The following is a 16698-nucleotide window of genomic DNA, read 5'->3' as shown; positions in this document are numbered from 1 at the left end:
TTCCACCGAAGTGGAATTTTGCTCACTAAATATCGTGTTTTTTAATTATATCCGCCGGCGATTTCCCTAGAATTCCCGCCATAGCCAAGCGCCCAATTACAAAATTAATTGCGTAGAGCAGTACGCCGGTTACGATAAATAACCACCACGGATAGAAGAAGGTAGAAGCCAGGGTGCCTTTCACTGCGGCGAATAAGAATACCGAACTAAGAATAAATGATACGCCCCCGCCATGAATTGTAATAAAGAAGATCTCGCTGTCAAAAATTTTACGGATATCACCTTTAGCAATACCAAGCGAACGATAAACACCAATCTCATAAATTTTTCTTATCATTGAAGAGCGCATTACAAAATAGAGGAAGATGAGCCCGACGATAATAGAAACTCCGCCAAAAGATCCAATAATGCTTATGGTTGAACCCTGCTGGCTACGATACTCACTGATCGCATCGCTAAGTGGGTGATAGATACTGATGTTACTATAGCCATGGGATTGATATATCTCTTCAATCGCTGCCTGTTGATTTCCTCGATTATAGACAATCAGTCCCTGACCGGAAACGTTTGCCAACACTTTATAGTATAAGCCATCTATCGTGTCCTGATGCTGAATAATCTTAGAGTATTCGCTATTGTCATAGTAACCATCGACTTCGAAATATAAATCATCGATATTGGCCGTTTTGTTACTGGAACTAATATTGGCCATATCGTAAAAGCTCTGCGGAACAACCGATGTCCCTTCCGGTAAAGAAGATAACGGCACAATATCACCATTTAAATTATGATAGTTTTCCACTTCTGTTACTTTATCAATGTCAACAAAGCGGCTTTCGTAGCGGGAATCCACAATACTCGAATAAGAACCAAGTATGTAATCATATATAAAATCATCACTCACGTAGGCAACATATTGATTGGTGTTGCTTATCGCGGCAATCTTTCCGGCATAGAACGATGAGGACAAGGAATAACTATTCGCTAAATACAATTTCTTGCCAATCAAATCTTCCGCCTTGCTAAGACCACCAGCTTTTATTGATCCTTCTTTTAGCCAAGCATTAACCACCAGTTTATCCAGAATTAATTCATCGGCTTGAATCTCGATTGTTTGGCCATTTACCACATCTTCCTTGCCATAACTTATTTTGCTCGGCGACAGCAAATCAAGTTGGGCAAAACCGGGTGAACGAACGCTAATCAAACTGTTTTCCATCTGTGTAAAGTATGGTAAGTTAATACTGCTTAAAACTTCCTTGGAAATATCCGGTAAGACCGTATGTCCGGTTTCTTCACTCAAATCCTTGACCGTTGACGCGTCAATACTTATCGGCATTTGATAGTTGTTAACCGCCTTAATAACCAGCGTTTCCGTATGGTTAGTTAAAATACTTCCTCTATCAGGAAAAATATACCGCCCTATAGTGGCACTTGAAATCGTAAGCAAAGCGGTGGAAATAAAGAATATTACCATCATTAGTTTTTGCTTGGCATGATAACCTTTAAATGAAGAGTGCCCCATTTTAAAAGCATCCATAGAAGACAGAGAAGCCTGCAGTTTTTCTTCTTTCTTCAAAGGAACAAAGGTGATATTATCCTCGGTTGCAACAACATTATCATTAATCTCGCGATCGATAAAAAGTTTCTCTTTCGGATTGACTAAATTGATACGGTGATTCTTTTCGTCATAGGCTTCAATGAAGAAAGTATCATTATGAAAAGCAACGCGAAGTTGAAGTTTGGGGGCCTTATCTTTATAAAAATAGGTCAAATCAAATTGTTCGCCGGTAACTTCTTCTTTTTCGAGGCCATGAATATTAATTTGATTTTCATCGCGATGAACGTATGCCCCAGCATCGGGCTTGTTGAGTTCATCCTTAATAATTTTTCCATCTAAAAGCCGAATGATTCTATCGCTATATGAGTATGCAATCCGCTCCTCATGCGTAACCAAAATTACCAGGCAATTTTCCGCCAATTTACGGATGATATTCATCACGGTTAAAGTATTGGCTTCATCGAGATTTCCCGTCGGCTCATCGGCAATTATTACCGAAGGCGACTTTACAAGTGCCCGAGCGATAGCTACCCGCTGCTGTTGACCGCCACTCAATTGACCGGCTGGGCGCTTTTTAAGTTTCAACATACCCACCGAATCAAGAGCAGCTTCGATTCGTTCTTCTTTTTCCTTAGCCGTCAAGTCGAATGGTCTAAGCACTAAATCCAAATTATCAAACACCGTTAAACTTGGCAGTATCAAATAACTCTGAGCTATAAAGCCGATATTCTTCAGTCGATAAATATCTATTTTTTTCTCTGAATATTCTTTCTTATCAAAGAAAACTCGTCCGCTATCCGGATATTCTAGGCCGCCGATAACATTTAACAAAGTGGTTTTTCCACATCCTGACTCTCCAAAAAAGGTCACTAGTCCTTTATTTGGGAGTTCGAGATTAACATTGTTAATAACGTGAATCTCATTGCTTTTATTGCGGTTGAAATACTTGTCAACCTGACGTAGCTCGATCATAGTTCGCTGGTCCCCCTTACTTCACTCAATAAGGATTTTTTCTTCATATACTTGGTAAACTTTTTAATAATGTAAAGCGATAGAATAAGCAAGAATCCATAGATGGCGACAATCACGAAGAAATTTAAATTACTGATCAAAACCGAGAAAAGTCCTAAATGTGAAAGGCGAACTGCGGTTAAGACTATTAATGTTACGACAAAGGAGAGAGTAAACGAGAGCCATAATTCCAAAAGGGATAAAATATCGATTTCCTTTTTGTCTAATCCGATGGTTGATAATATGGCATAATCCTTTAGTTTTGCCCGAAGCATCGAACGCATAACTAGATAGGTTCCAAGTCCGATAAATAGCATCAGTAAGCCATTGCGGAGGAAAACCAACAGATAAGCGAGAATCTTTAAAACAGCGATGTTATCCATTCCAACCTCCGAAGGAATGACCACCCGGTAGCCAAGGGCTTTTAAGCGTGAAGCCACCGTGCTTCGAAACATTATGTCACTGACGAAAACACTGGCCTGTCTATTCGGTGTTTCGATAGAAAACTGTGATAGAAAATCCGGCCCGATAATTAGAGTTCCATAGTCATAATTGTTGTATCGGGTTAAATTTCCGCTTCCTATATTAAATGAAACATTATCTATCATTCCATAATATGTATTATCAACTTCATAGTCGATCAGAAAGGCATCAGTTCCCGAAATATCGGAATCATAACCAATTTGGCTAACCCGAAAACCACTGGTATGCGCTTGATCATAAAAAACAGTAATCCGATCTTCCAAATCATTAATTTTGAAAGTCGAAGCGATGCTGGTCATGGCCTCTTCGGAGAAAAAAATTGTATTTTTAGTCCGACCATCGTCTTTCGCAACCCCAACTATACGAATATCCGGAACAATTGAAGCCAACTGACTGCTTCCAAAACTAACCTCTATGGGCAAAGATAAATTTCCATAATAATCAATGACGTCGTAGGAAACAATGGCATCAAATTTATCCAGCGGAGTTTTGCCCTTTAAAATTGGCAATTGTGAATAATACTCCCGCATAAAAGTATCGGCGAAATAATAGTTGGATGCTGTAGTGCCAAAATTTAACGGAAATTTCGTATCGACCATCTTATCATTTTCGGTAACATTATTTACATTTATAATTCTGCTTATTCGGTTGCTGTCCGTCTCCGTCCACTCGCCGCCATCCATAGGCGTAACCACAATGCGTGAGGGATCAGTGTTAGCATAATTTTGCTGCATCGAAAAAAGATTTAAAACCGAAGATAACTGATAAGCATCCGCCAGCGCATTGCCGGTGTTAATGGCGACAAGAACCGTCGCAAGTAAAGAAACGATAAAAATAAAGATCGAACGTTTGGGCTGACGAAACAGATTGCGCCAAGCAAAGTAAAGGGCATGATGCCATCTCTTCTTCTTCACCGGCTCAGACAAAGGGGCAATATTTTCTTCAACTGAATTTTTAGCTTTAAGTTCGCGATCTTCGATAACTTCGCCGTCGACCATTTTAATTTTACGGGTGGCATATGGTTCAATTTGCGGATAATTATGCGAGACAACAATTACTAATTTATTCTTGGCAATCTCCCCTAAAAGAGCCGATATTTGTTTTCCACTTTCGGCATCAAGGTTGCCCGTTGGCTCATCCGCTACTATGATTGGCGTATTTTTGGCTAAAGCCCGAGCAATCGCCACTCTTTGCTTTTGACCGCCGGAAAGCCGCGCTGCACGTTGATTTTTCCATTTTGAGAGCCCGACACGAGCAATGATATCATTGATACGCTTTTTTCTTTCACGTGGATTGACATCAGTCAAGACCAAGGCACTCTCTACATTTTCATAAACTGTATAAGAATCGATAAGATGATAATTTTGAAAAATAAATCCGATATAATTTCGCCGATAATGATCCCAGTCTTTCTCATCAAATCCGCTCGTGGGAACTCCATCGATTAGCATCTCGCCATCTTCGTAGGTATCTACCCCCGAAATAACGTTGAGTAGAGTTGACTTCCCGGATCCCGATTCGCCGGTGATGGCTACAAATTCACCCAAATCAAAATCGAGAGAAACCTTTCTCATTCCTTGGGCGACGATGTTATTTTCATGATAGTATTTCGAAACTTCGACTAATTTAATCATGTTATTATACCCCGTATATAATATGAGTATATTGAATTAAGGCTTGTTTATCAATAATAAGTGGATTTTGATACCGATTTATTGGTCGCGTTCATACTTTGTTTTTATGCTCGAATCCTGAAATCATCATTAATCAACGCTTTGAGTGGACACCAAAATTTCCGTATTTACAAAAAAAAGGGATTATGTGTTTTACTCCACTATCCCTTCCAATCAAGTTAGTTGGCAAATATGGCAAAGGCAGTGTAAATAGCCGCCAAATACCGATGCGCCTCAATCTCACTTTTACTGTCGAAAATTGATAGTTCCTTCAGCAAGGGGCGAACATTTTCGCTGACCAGGTGGGCTTCATCCAAATGAAAACGGATATAAGCGATCATCCACCCCAATTCAAGGCGATTGCGATCATCATTGTCGACAATCGGTGTTATACCCTCTTCTGAATGGTGAGCGAACGGAAAAGTTGTTCCATATATTTCTTCGTCGAAGCGCCGATACTTTTCCGGAATCAGATACCAAATTTGGGAAAAGGTCTTGTTCGCTCCTAAGTATCCACGGAGCGCCATATATAAAAGAATTTTAATTGCTATAATCGAGCCATCTTCCACCATAAAAGCCCCGGTTTTGTCGGCCAGCAAATCATCAATTTCAATCCGAATATCCATCCCGTTTTCCATATGTGCCCATATTTCATCAAAATCGATAGCTAGAGGCGCGATAACCGTTTTTTGCGGATCGTTATATATTGCCTGTTGAAAATTTAAATCACGCTTTAGGCTGCGCGCAGTTAAGGTTTTATAGACATGATATACAATCGGTTCATTTTTGACATTGAAACCAGCGACCGGTGAATTTCTAGTCTGCCCTACCATGTGAATAAAGTCTCGGGCTTCCCGATACTGCGGAAGGTTTAGTTTTTGCTTAAAAACTTCATCGATAAGTTTTCTAATATCCGCCCTGTCACTTTTTAAATCCGCTTCGTCAAAATACTCGCTTACATTTATTTTGCTAAAACCTTCGGCCTGACTATCCATCGGAAGGGCTAAGATTTCCTGCAAAATGTGCTTTTTTTCTTCATCCCCCAAATCATTAAACTTATTAATAAACCCATAATCGAAATATAGTTCTTCGGCCATAATTTATTTACCTCCAATTGCTGCCAAATTTTTATTTTGTAATGCCTTGACAATAATACTATCGGCTGGTCCAAAGGCGAGCTTACTCAACTCCGATGCCCTTCCCCAAAAAATCGATGAATGCTCCTGAGGCACAAGCTCATGACTAGTCAATAAAGCAAAATAAGCGTGAAGTGTCATCGTAAAATCATCGTACTCGTAATCGACGTCCATGAAGTGACTTTGAACTTCAATGGATGCGGAAAACTCTTCCTTAATTTCCCGGGTCAATGCCATTTGATGGGTTTCATCGGCTTCGACTTTTCCGCCCGGAAATTCAAATTTATCTATGGTTTCCTTGTTGCCGTAACTCCGACAAGCAGCAAAAATCTTCCCCTCTTTAATAATTATCGCTGCTACTACTTCGATATGTCTTTTCATATTTCCTCACAAATGGTAACGCAAGGCGTCATTACTCGTCATCATCGCTAGTAATGGTTCCTTATTGGTCCCGTTTTGGGTAATAAAAACCGCACCGAGAATTTTCTTATCATCCGTCGCCTGATGAAAAAGGGCAAGCGATTCATAAAACAGGGCTCGCTTCTCGATAAAACGAAAAACTTCGTCCGGACTTGCCTTCAGATCGAAATAGGGCATATATTGCTCGACAAAGCCCAAATTGTTGATATCGATAACCCCACCATCTTTTTGAATTAAAAGCTTTAAAATAGCATCGGTTGTAATTATGCCTCGGACTAAATTTTTCTCATCTAAAATTGGGAGGTAAGTAAAATCGCTGGCAATTAGAGTATCGAAAACTTGCCGAATAGAAGTCTTAAAAGTAATAAGCGGTATTTTATTGACCTTCGTCGCATAGGCATAAGCCTGAGCCGAAATTTCCAAATTAAAATCTTCTATTTTGGCAAGAATAGAATCGGAAACAATAAATGGGTAGTCAAAATCTTCGTCCGAATTATGTGCTAAATCATTTCGCAAGTGTCGAAATAATTTCATTTGTTCCGGATATTTATGGTCAAGATAGTTATAATTTCGTTGATTGGCCTCGAGTTTGGCATAAACGCGTAGAAAACGATAAGTATTGTCAATTGAGTACTTGTTATTATCGGTCATAAGTCATTTCTTCTTTCCGTTTAAAGGATAACATTTTTTGATAAATACAACCATTATTAGACCTTAATTAATAAAAAAGTTCATTCTTGGCGTTCATTAATCTTTTTGCGAATCAGTTTCTTGGCAGTAGGGACACATAAAATCCATTTTATTATTGAGTCGGGTAATATTTCGAAAAAACATCGACGACTCTATCGCTCGATTATACTCCCATTCTTCATCAATACTAAAATCGCGACGGTTAATAGTCGACTTCCTAAGATGTGCGATATCGGTTAAAAAATATTTTTTGCCATTCTTATCGCATGTTTTTTCTTTTATTTGCGTCATGCAATCGGGACACTCATATTGGGATAGAGCCCCTCGCTTTTGCAGTTTTCCTCCACAGAATGGGCACGTGTCGCGGCTCAGATCCGCATAAATCATTCCCCGAAGAATAATCTGCTGGAGGCGCCGAAAGGAATCGATGTCATCTACACTTAAGTAGACATCATTACGACTGGTATAGTTATTTTCTAACTGACTGGCAAAGACAATTTCATCCGGTTCATCTTCACCAGCGGTGATATCAATTTTATTCTGGTCGACGATATTGGGAACAATCAAAATTTTATAAACGCAATCCTTCGTAAAGGTCAGCATCACTTCTTTATTAAGACGGTTGAGAATGTTTAATGACCACCCCTTAAAAGTCAGCGTGATATCCAATGCCTTCAAATTCATTTTACTGCTCTCATCCAGCCCAAAGTTTAGATGCATCGCCGAAAAAATTGTCAGTATTTGAATGTAAAGAAGATAATTCTTTATGAGTTCATCAAAGTTTACCGCATCTATGTTCTTCAACTGTTTGGGGCGTACATCGATCAATTGTTTATAAGTGCGAAAAACCCGCCGATAGTCTTTCTGGGCAAGAAAAATATTGGTCTTTTTTAAAGATAATTTTTTATTCCGAATTCGATTTTTTTGATAGATTGGTCTTTTTAGTCGCGGTTGAATAGTATGACTAATCGTCGAGAGTTCATCCAGCAGTCTTTTTGATAAATTTAAATACTGGCTATAATCGCGGATATACCCCGTGTGGAGTTTCCCCAAAGCCAAGAAATAATTAATATGATTGGCTTTCTCCAACAGATTAAATTCAAGAATGCTTCCCGCATATAAAAGATTATTCAGTGTTTTGCGGTTTCTTCTTACATAAGATAAAATTTCATCGATATAATTGCAAAAAACTAAATTCTCATAGATCGAATAGTCATCCTCATAAACCCTGGTTAAAAGTTTCCGCGGTTTAACTTTCCGTTTGGAAATATTGGTTACATTTTGGGTGTGATTAGCCAGATGAAGAAGGGTATTTTGATTAATGGTGCGAACATTTTCCACCGGCAATACGTCATCTGAATCACGAAGAATGATGATAGGTTTAGCAAAAATTCTTTTTATCGGCCCCAAATTGCCGAGTAACAGTTTCAAAGTTTCTTCCACCTGCAGAAAGTTAAAATTAGGATCGATGGAAAAAAGCGTTAAATCATGAACAACATAATAATCAAACTCAAGATAGGTTAGCGTGGGATGCTTCTCAACAAAGGTTTGGACTCCGCTTAACAAAGAAGAGAGACGATGATATTCCTCAATTTTGGCATTGCTAAGTTGGCCTTCCATCTTATTCTCCATCAAGATGCCGAATAAAGTCTGCGCACCGTTCTAAATGCAGCTTTTGAAAGTCTTCAACCAGTTTTTCCTTATCATCTATGGCCTTAACTTCGAGTTTAGCCACCACTTTGCTCAGCAATATTGCTTCTACGGCCTCATCTTCTACTTTTTCATTGGGAAAACAGGCCGTATAGACATTAACAAAATCCTCAATCTGCTTCAAAATACGATTCCCAAATGAAATATTGAAGGGAGCAAGCAAAGCCTCGACACTTCTAATTATCTCGTTATTTTCCGCATCAAAATGGCCTTTTTCTTTAGCGGCAGACAGTAGATTATTTATCGTTTCATAGTCGTAGAATCGCCGACTAATTGGATCTTGATAATTACGAACTTTAGCTGCTCGTTTCGTAAAATTCATCGTGTGCGCCCGATCATAAACTTTATCCGAGATAACAAAAGTCGATTCATCGCGGTTGGCGGTTCCGATAAACCAAATGTTCGGGGGAACTTTTAAGGTATTGCCATTATTGAGCGCGAGATATTCGACTCTTTGGCCCTCAACCTCCCGGGCAAGATTGATATTGATGAGTTTTATCTCTCTTCGGTCTTCTTCATTTTCCATCAAGGATAAGAAATCCGAAAAATAATATTCAATCCGCGATAGGTTCATTTCGTCAAGTACAATAAAAGTGAATATATCCTTGTTGAGTGCGGCTTTATAAAGACTTTGAGTAAATTTCTTGGGCGTATATTTCATCGAAAACTCATTGTAGTAACCTAATAGTTCATTCTTGTCTTTCCACGAAGATTCGACCTCGATAATTTCGCAATTGCCAAAAATAGCCTCGCTAAATATTTTCGGAAGGCTTGTTTTACCGGTTCCCGACATACCTTGCAAAATAGATAATTTTGCGGCCCCAAGTCCGGCGACAAAGGTGGCGATGTTTTCCGGTGTATACGAAAGGTGCAATCGTGAATTACGGGCGTAATCGACCACGAAATTAACGAGTTCATTCAACGAAGTGTCTTTGACTTTAAATTCGCTTCGAAGTGCCATCTCTTCCTTATACTTGTCAACTCGGCTATCCAAATCCGTAAAAGCGGGACAGGGATCAAAATTAAGGGCGATTCCATCGTCCGGGGTATCGCCATCTGCGTTTTTGCCGGTTCCAAACTGATCCGGTTTCGAACCGCCGACATATAGGTCGGCTTCTAAGGCAACAATCTGCTCGGTTTCAAAGGCCTTGCGCAAAAACATGATAACCGTCACCAGCACGGCGATAAGCAAAGAGTAGACCACATCCGTAGAGACTTTATACTCATATTCATAACCTGAAGGAATAGAGATACCATAATGATCAAAAATACTTTCGATAATTGAACGGTCGATTTCCTTGGCCACCGAAAAGTAAAATCCCGATATTCCGATGACAAAAAGGAAAAAGACATTTACAAAAGTGGCCGTCTTCACAATCGTATTAAACTTTGTATACTTGGCCAAATAGCTGGCAATCGCCAAGATCAAACATAATCCCGAGGATATCAGCATGATGATAAGCAGAAAGGCTACCGCCCGATAACTGGCGTCCAAAGTCGCATAATCCCGGAGAATAGTAAGTCCCGTAAGTCTTACATTTTCGCTGTAGTTCGACCAAGTAATATCAATCTTTACCACATTGAAGAAAAGCGATACTACCGTTACAGCAGTTAGAATAAAGACGTAAATTAATGGCTCAATTCGATAATAACGAACTTTTTTCACTTTCACTTCCGTTTGGTTAAAAAGATCAAACCGGCCTTTTAAAATGGAATAAGCAAAAATAACAATGGTCATAATTGCCATCGGAATATAGGCGATTGATGTCGTAGCAACCCCTTTTAGATTGTAATAGACGCTGATTCCTAAACCCAAAAGAAAGAATATTAAAGCCATCAAGGAAGAGTAAAAAACGAGCGCTTTTGATTTTTCAATGAATTTTTCCTGACTATAAAAATAGTTTGAAAGACAACTCGCAAAGTAAAATACCACGCCCACGAACATTGCAAATGTGACCATAAAGTAAATGGTCTGTTCAATTGAGGCCGAACTAGAGAATAAAACGCTTCCTAAAATCGTGCTCGTCGCGGTAGCCCCGCTTCCTTGCGAGTATAGGGGAACCATAAACATACTCAAAAGTATAAGAATCGTCATAACGTCGATAATTAAGACGGCTAATGCGGTTTGTTTCATTCCTTGTATACGTTTTTTATCGCTGATAACGTTCTTTATCTCGGCTTCGCCTTGCTCTTGCTTCAGCAGGTGCGCCCGATATAGGTAAAAAGCAAAACTTATGGCTAATAAGACAACATTGACAATAATTAAACTTAAGGCCAATGAACTCAGATACTTAAAAACCAACTGAAATGATAAAAAGAGCAATTCAAAAACAAAAAAGTAAAAGTGGGACAAAATAAAGCCCCAATTACTCTTGCGCCAAATGCTGATGCCGGATAAAAGGACGATGAGGATTGAACCGAAAAACAAGGTTTTAAATATGATGCTAAAAACCGTTTCATAATCAAGGTTTCCGCTATTTGCAATCTGCCAGAGATTCAACGAACTATAATACCCACCGACTAAATCCAACGATATAATCTGTAGATTTATAAAAAGAACCACGATGGAAATTACAACCATTATGGAACCGATAAACCAAGGCTTTCGTGCTATTTTTTTCATCGTTTTTCAAACCTCTTAATTTAAATTTTGAACGCGTAAATATCCAATCTATAACTTCATCTTATTAGATTTATTATAAAATAGTTTTGCGCGTAATTCTATATCCTTTGCTTGCCCCCTATCGATTTTATTGCCTCAGCTGTTATTGATAGTTTTTTATAACACCATATTTTGGAGCCTTTCATCAGGTTATCTAATTGATTCTTAAAAAATGCGCAAAGTATATTCATCTATAAATACTATTTTATCCCCCATATAATTTGAAAAAAATACGAAATTTTTATTTTACCAGCAAAGAGATATTGTACTTTACTATCTTTTCAATCAGTTCCATAGGCAAAGAATCGGCAATCGGGATTTGAATCGCGCCTTTGGATGTTTTATATCGTTTTAAATCAGTTTTAAAATTTTCAATCGCCAAGGCATGAGGGTACAAGCCGATATGGTGCTTAAAAACATAAAAAGATAGAAGGACTTTTTTAAAAATAAAGCTGGGCATATTATATGATATTCCCTCGCTTATTTGCGGATTGATACTTAGAATTCGTAAGCGGAGTTCATTAAGTTTGGTTTTCTGATCGGCGCTTAAACTATCGATGTATTGATCTACGTTATCCCATTTCATAACCGAGCTCCTTATAAAGTAAATATTGCTTTATTAAATTGATAAGTCGCGTCTTATAAAATTCCCGATGCCTAAGCCATACAAGCTTACCGATAAAACAATCAAAGCGACCAAATTCCATACTGAAGCCCCGCTGAAAGCAATCGCCTCATCGGGGTTAAATAGCGTAAACGGAGTTAAAAACCGAAAGAAGTCATAGTCCGGTAGGTTGCCAATCATCGAGAAGACAAAAAATATTGCCGGAACCCCGACATTTAAACTAGAAGCGAGCTTCCCTTCAAAAGTTGTCGATGAAACAAAGGTTAAACTGGAAAGAAGCATCAGGAAGAAAAACCACTGGCTTAGAACATAAAGAATGGCCCCATGATTTAATTTCCCCGGAGCATTACTCTCGGCCGTAACCGCGATTGTCAAATACATAACAAGCCCTAAAAACAACACTGTTAGGGCGATGAATATCGCTTCGGTAAAAATAACTTTTTTACGGGAATTAGGCGTCGTCAGTAAATAGACCATCGATCCTTTGTCGATATAGCGAAACACCACTTTATTCACAAGAATGATAACAAAAATAAGCGGAAACATTATAAAGATAAAACCGAATAAATACCCGGATATAAAGGCGGCATAATTGGTAAAATTGTCGACATTAAAATTAAGCAGGGCGAATAATTCGGGGAATTGCGCCTGCATCTCAGCGAAAAGACTTCCGGCCGCCGGATCGGGATTATACATTGCCGTAATCATTGAACCATAAAGCAAAATAATCGCCACAAAAGTGATAATCAACCAAATATTGCCCCTGATTTCTTTTTTAAGTAATGTTCCGTTAATCATTTTCGCCACCATAATACTGCATAAATATTTCCTCCAGCGACTGCGTTGGCACTTCCAGATTTGAAACTTGAAAATGTGAAAGATCACTGATCATTTTATTAATATCTCCTTTGGAGTCAATTTGAACTTGCTGATTGCCAATATCGATGGCATCGGCGTTCATCGCTATTAGCCGGGAAATCTCCGTCTGTGAACCGAGCGTGACAATAAAACGTTTACGGCGTTTGGCTTTTAAATCTTCCATCCTATCGTCCGCCACAAGCACCCCGTTTTTAATCATTAATACGCGGTCTGCGGTTTTCTCCACTTCCTCGAAAATATGCGAGGATAAAAAGACAGTCGCTCCCATATCCTTGTGACGTAAAATCAGATCGATAAGTTTTTGTTGCATTAATGGATCTAATCCGGTGGAAGGCTCATCCAATATAAGAACATCGGGTTTATTCATAAAAGCGATAACCACCCCTAACTTTTGTTTCATTCCTTTGCTCATTTTTCTAATACTTTGATGGGGATTTAAATCCAAGTAAGTTAATAATTCATGGGCATAAGTCAAGTCATCCATCTTCTTCATTTTGGCCATAAATCTGATAAACTGTTCCCCGTTTAAATCCTCGATAAAACTTATCTCACCGGGTAAATAGCCGATTTGCTTTTGAATGGCGACCTGCTCTAAAAAACAATCGTGTTCGAAAATTTTTGCTGTTCCCTGATGATGATAAATAAAACCAAGTAAATGCCGAATTGTGGTGGTTTTTCCCGCTCCGTTGGGACCTAAAAAGCCAACCACACTGCCTTTTTTAATCTGAAATGAGATATCAAAGATTCCTTTGTGATTTCCGTAATCCTTCGTTAGATGGCATACTTCGATTGCAAAATCCATATTCTTAACCTCGCTTAAATTTTTCTTTCATTTTCGCAAACAACTTTAATAACTGGTCATTCAAATAAGTACTATCTGCCCCTGGTTCTCGATATAAATATAGGCGCATATAACCGAACGATATCATCGAGAGCCAAGTCATCAAATCCGAAGGAGAGATATCTTCGCTTAATGTCGAGAAATCAACCTGCTGAAGAATTGCCGAACTTTCTTTTTCATATCGGGCTAAAATCGGCATTTGTTTCGACTCTTGGAGCAAAGAAGCATCCTCACTATATGCTTTCATTATAAATTCAACTAAATAAGGCCTTTTTTGAAAAAAAGCTAATTTTTGTTGCGTTACATAGGTAACATAATCAAACACTTCCAGATGATCTTTTTGAGGCTGGACATCAATATTTGCCATCATTTCCGTAATCGCATAGTCGAGCAAATACAAAAATAATTGTTTCTTACTCGTAAAATAATAGAACAAGGATCCTTTGGATATTCCCGCTGATTGGGAAATAAAGTCAGTGGGTGCTTGGTGATATCCATACTTTGAAAACACCTCGCTCGCTGCATCCAATATTCGATTTTGTTTTTCAATCGGTAACGATTCAAAAAGTTTAATGTTGCTCATATTTGTATGATATTCTCATTGACCGTTTTAGTCAATCAAATAAATGCAATACCTTTTCTTCCATAAAAAAACTTTCGGCCGTTAGTGAAACCAGGTTTACTAAGACCGAAAGAATTAGGCTAATACTTGATTTATAGTTTCGACTAAAGTTTCAGCTGAACGCTGATGGGTTATGTATGAAGCATGTCCATTTGCTCCCGCTGCATCGCCATTTGAACCGACATCTTCGATTACCACCATATGGACGTAATCTGAATCCGTCTTATCCAGTTGATTGATAACTTGCAAAGCGGCGGTTCCGTTTAGCGAACCTTCAGTCATCGTCCAAAAAATGTGCGCTTTAGGATTGTCACTGCGAAGTTTAAGAATAAAATTCGCCACTTGGGTCTTAAAGGCTCGTACTTTATCCTCTTTATCAAAACCGGAAGCTTTATTGATAACTGCGCTATAGTCATTTCCCCCGGCATTCACAATCACGACATCGGCTTTCTTATTATGGTTGTAATTGACATCGACTAAATCTTGATTGGCATCAATGCCGATCTTATCATATGCCTGCACAATATTAACATTCCCCGTAGTATCATTAAACCCATATTTTATTCCCCAACCCGAGTTACTGACAAACTCATAAGTCGCGTTAAATGCGCGAGCGGTCAAATAACCAAAGGAATGCAGAGAAGAGGAATTAGCGGTCGTACGCTTTTCGTTGGGCTTTCCTAGCGCACCATGACCGGAAATTCCGGAAGCGCCGATAAGTAAAAAATGAAGAGGCGTTTCTGCGGGATTTTCGTATGGTAAAAAATAACCGTTAGTCGATGCCCTTCTTAAACTGGTCACTCCGTCTTCAGGCTCACTTCGCTTAATCAACTCAATCGAGTGCTCAGCGTATGTATCAAATTCAATTCTTAGTTTTTCGCTCGCTTTCTGAACATAAACATCCGCTTCCAGCAAATCTTGATTATCGCGCGATAAACTATAGTAAATGTCATTATTCTTGTCTTCAAGTTCTAGTTCCAAGTCAATTATTCGACCAAAAAACTCGATTTTAAATCCGGTTGCTGTATAGTAAAAGTACTCTTTTTCATCGGTAAAATAATGGCGACCCCGCCAATTCACATAATCACTATTAAGATCTTCGCTCTCTAGAATGGAAACTGTGTTTAAACTAGAAGCCGATGAGGAGGAACTGCCCGTCGCTTGCTGCGAGCAAGATGAAAAGGAAAGAGCCAGCGATATCATTAAAATTGAGGCTAAATTTCTATTCATCAGTTCCTGCTTTCATAACCGCCTTTGCTACTCTTAAGGCTACTTTTCGATTGAATATGCTAGGAATAATATAGGTCTCCGTTAATTCACCCGGCCGCACTATATGAGCCAATGCTTTGCAGGCGGCAATTTCCATTTTGGGCGTAATCTGCCGAACACGAGCCGCCAGCGCTCCTTTAAACAATCCCGGAAAAACTAAGGCGTTATTAATTTGATTGGGGAGATTTGATACCCCGGTACCAACCACCCGGGCCCCGGCTTTGAGTGCCTTATCTCGGGAAATTTCTGGAGTGGGGTTGGCTAAAGGGAAAACGATGGCGTTCGAATTCATAGATTTAATCATCTCTTCCGTCACAACATTTCCAACCGACACACCGATAAAAACATCTGCCTGATTGAAAGCATCGATTAACAATCCTTTTTGCCGGGCAAGATTTGTTTTTTGGGCAATTTCTTTTTGCGCAAAATTCAACTGCTCATCGCCATCGACAATTATGCCAAACCGGTCGCATAAAACTATATTTTTAGCTCCTAGCGAAAGTAAAAATTTCGCGATGGCAATTCCAGCCGATCCAGCGCCATTAATGACAATTTTAACATTACTTATGGTTTTCTTAACTAGTTTAAGAGCGTTAAGCAGAGCCGCTCCACACACTATGGCCGTTCCGTGCTGGTCATCATGAAAAACGGGAATGTCGCACAATTCTTTGAGTCGCCGCTCCACCTCAAAGCAGCGTGGCGCCGATATGTCTTCTAAATTTATTCCGCCAAATGACGGAGATAGACGATATATAGTTTCTACCAACTCATCCACATTCTTTGTATTAAGTACGATTGGAATAGCATCAAGTCCGGCGAATCTTTTAAATAAGGCCGCCTTACCTTCCATAACTGGAATCGCCGCCAAAGGTCCGATATCCCCTAAACCAAGGACGGCTGTACCATCAGAAATAACCGCAATTGTATTGCTTTTTGCCGTTAGATTATAAGCTTCTTCCGGTTGATTCTTAATGGCAAGACAAGCCGAAGCAACTCCCGGCGTATAAACGAGCGACATATCGTGCATGTCTTTAATTTTTTTCTTACTTTTAATCTCAATTTTTCCCTTTAGCTGACGATGCAGGGCTAAAGATTCGTCCATAATATCCATAATTT

13 protein-coding genes are annotated in these 16698 nt (G+C 39.1%); all 13 read right to left on the bottom strand.

Translation table 11 applies throughout. The features are described from left to right. Nucleotides 1-25: 25 nt before the first annotated feature. The 13 genes from PKC96_03305 to PKC96_03245 all read right to left on the bottom strand — a co-directional run bounded on the left by PKC96_03305 (nucleotide 26) and on the right by PKC96_03245 (nucleotide 16693). A complete protein-coding gene (locus PKC96_03305) occupies nucleotides 26-2533 on the bottom strand; it encodes an ABC transporter ATP-binding protein/permease (GenBank protein ID HMM00354.1) in 2508 nt (835 codons plus the stop codon). Further along, nucleotides 2530-4689, bottom strand: a complete 2160-nt coding sequence (locus PKC96_03300) for an ABC transporter ATP-binding protein (GenBank protein HMM00353.1) — start codon at nucleotides 4687-4689, stop codon at nucleotides 2530-2532. The genes PKC96_03305 and PKC96_03300 overlap by 4 nt, the downstream gene beginning before the upstream one ends. Nucleotides 4690-4907: 218 nt before the next feature. Next, nucleotides 4908-5825, bottom strand: a complete 918-nt coding sequence (locus PKC96_03295; protein ID HMM00352.1) for a hypothetical protein — start codon at nucleotides 5823-5825, stop codon at nucleotides 4908-4910. Nucleotides 5826-5828: 3 nt separating this feature from the next. After that, the gene (locus PKC96_03290) at nucleotides 5829-6245 is read right to left on the bottom strand and encodes a (deoxy)nucleoside triphosphate pyrophosphohydrolase (protein HMM00351.1); all 417 of its coding nucleotides are present in this window, start codon (nucleotides 6243-6245) and stop codon (nucleotides 5829-5831) included. Between the two features lie 6 nt (nucleotides 6246-6251). Further along, the gene (locus tag PKC96_03285; protein HMM00350.1) at nucleotides 6252-6935 is read right to left on the bottom strand and encodes a CBS domain-containing protein; all 684 of its coding nucleotides are present in this window, start codon (nucleotides 6933-6935) and stop codon (nucleotides 6252-6254) included. Nucleotides 6936-7031: 96 nt separating this feature from the next. Further along, nucleotides 7032-8594: a hypothetical protein gene (locus PKC96_03280; protein ID HMM00349.1), complete on the bottom strand. Its 1563-nt coding sequence runs from the start codon at nucleotides 8592-8594 to the stop codon at nucleotides 7032-7034. A 1-nt stretch (nucleotide 8595) separates the two neighbouring features. Then, entirely contained in the window at nucleotides 8596-11307 is a 2712-nt protein-coding gene (locus tag PKC96_03275; GenBank protein HMM00348.1) for a hypothetical protein, read from the bottom strand. Between the two features lie 280 nt (nucleotides 11308-11587). Continuing rightward, on the bottom strand, nucleotides 11588-11932 hold the full coding sequence (locus PKC96_03270) for a DUF1801 domain-containing protein (protein ID HMM00347.1): 345 nt from the start codon (nucleotides 11930-11932) through the stop codon (nucleotides 11588-11590). A gap of 33 nt (nucleotides 11933-11965) precedes the next feature. Continuing rightward, a complete protein-coding gene (locus tag PKC96_03265) occupies nucleotides 11966-12769 on the bottom strand; it encodes an ABC transporter permease subunit (protein HMM00346.1) in 804 nt (267 codons plus the stop codon). Beyond that, entirely contained in the window at nucleotides 12762-13652 is an 891-nt protein-coding gene (locus PKC96_03260; protein ID HMM00345.1) for an ABC transporter ATP-binding protein, read from the bottom strand. The genes PKC96_03265 and PKC96_03260 overlap by 8 nt, the downstream gene beginning before the upstream one ends. Before the next feature lie 4 nt (nucleotides 13653-13656). Beyond that, complete coding sequence (locus PKC96_03255) at nucleotides 13657-14274, bottom strand: TetR/AcrR family transcriptional regulator (GenBank protein ID HMM00344.1); 618 nt, start codon at nucleotides 14272-14274, stop codon at nucleotides 13657-13659. Between the two features lie 114 nt (nucleotides 14275-14388). Beyond that, complete coding sequence (locus PKC96_03250) at nucleotides 14389-15543, bottom strand: hypothetical protein (GenBank protein HMM00343.1); 1155 nt, start codon at nucleotides 15541-15543, stop codon at nucleotides 14389-14391. Continuing rightward, entirely contained in the window at nucleotides 15536-16693 is a 1158-nt protein-coding gene (locus tag PKC96_03245) for an NADP-dependent malic enzyme (GenBank protein HMM00342.1), read from the bottom strand. The genes PKC96_03250 and PKC96_03245 overlap by 8 nt, the downstream gene beginning before the upstream one ends. Nucleotides 16694-16698 lie beyond the last annotated feature (5 nt).

This window comes from Bacilli bacterium, assembly GCA_035326105.1.
Taxonomy (GTDB): domain Bacteria; phylum Bacillota_I; class Bacilli_A; order RFN20; family CAG-826; genus UBA7706.
The sequence above is the reverse complement of the archived record's forward strand: the minus strand, read 5'-3'. Positions and strand labels throughout refer to the sequence as shown.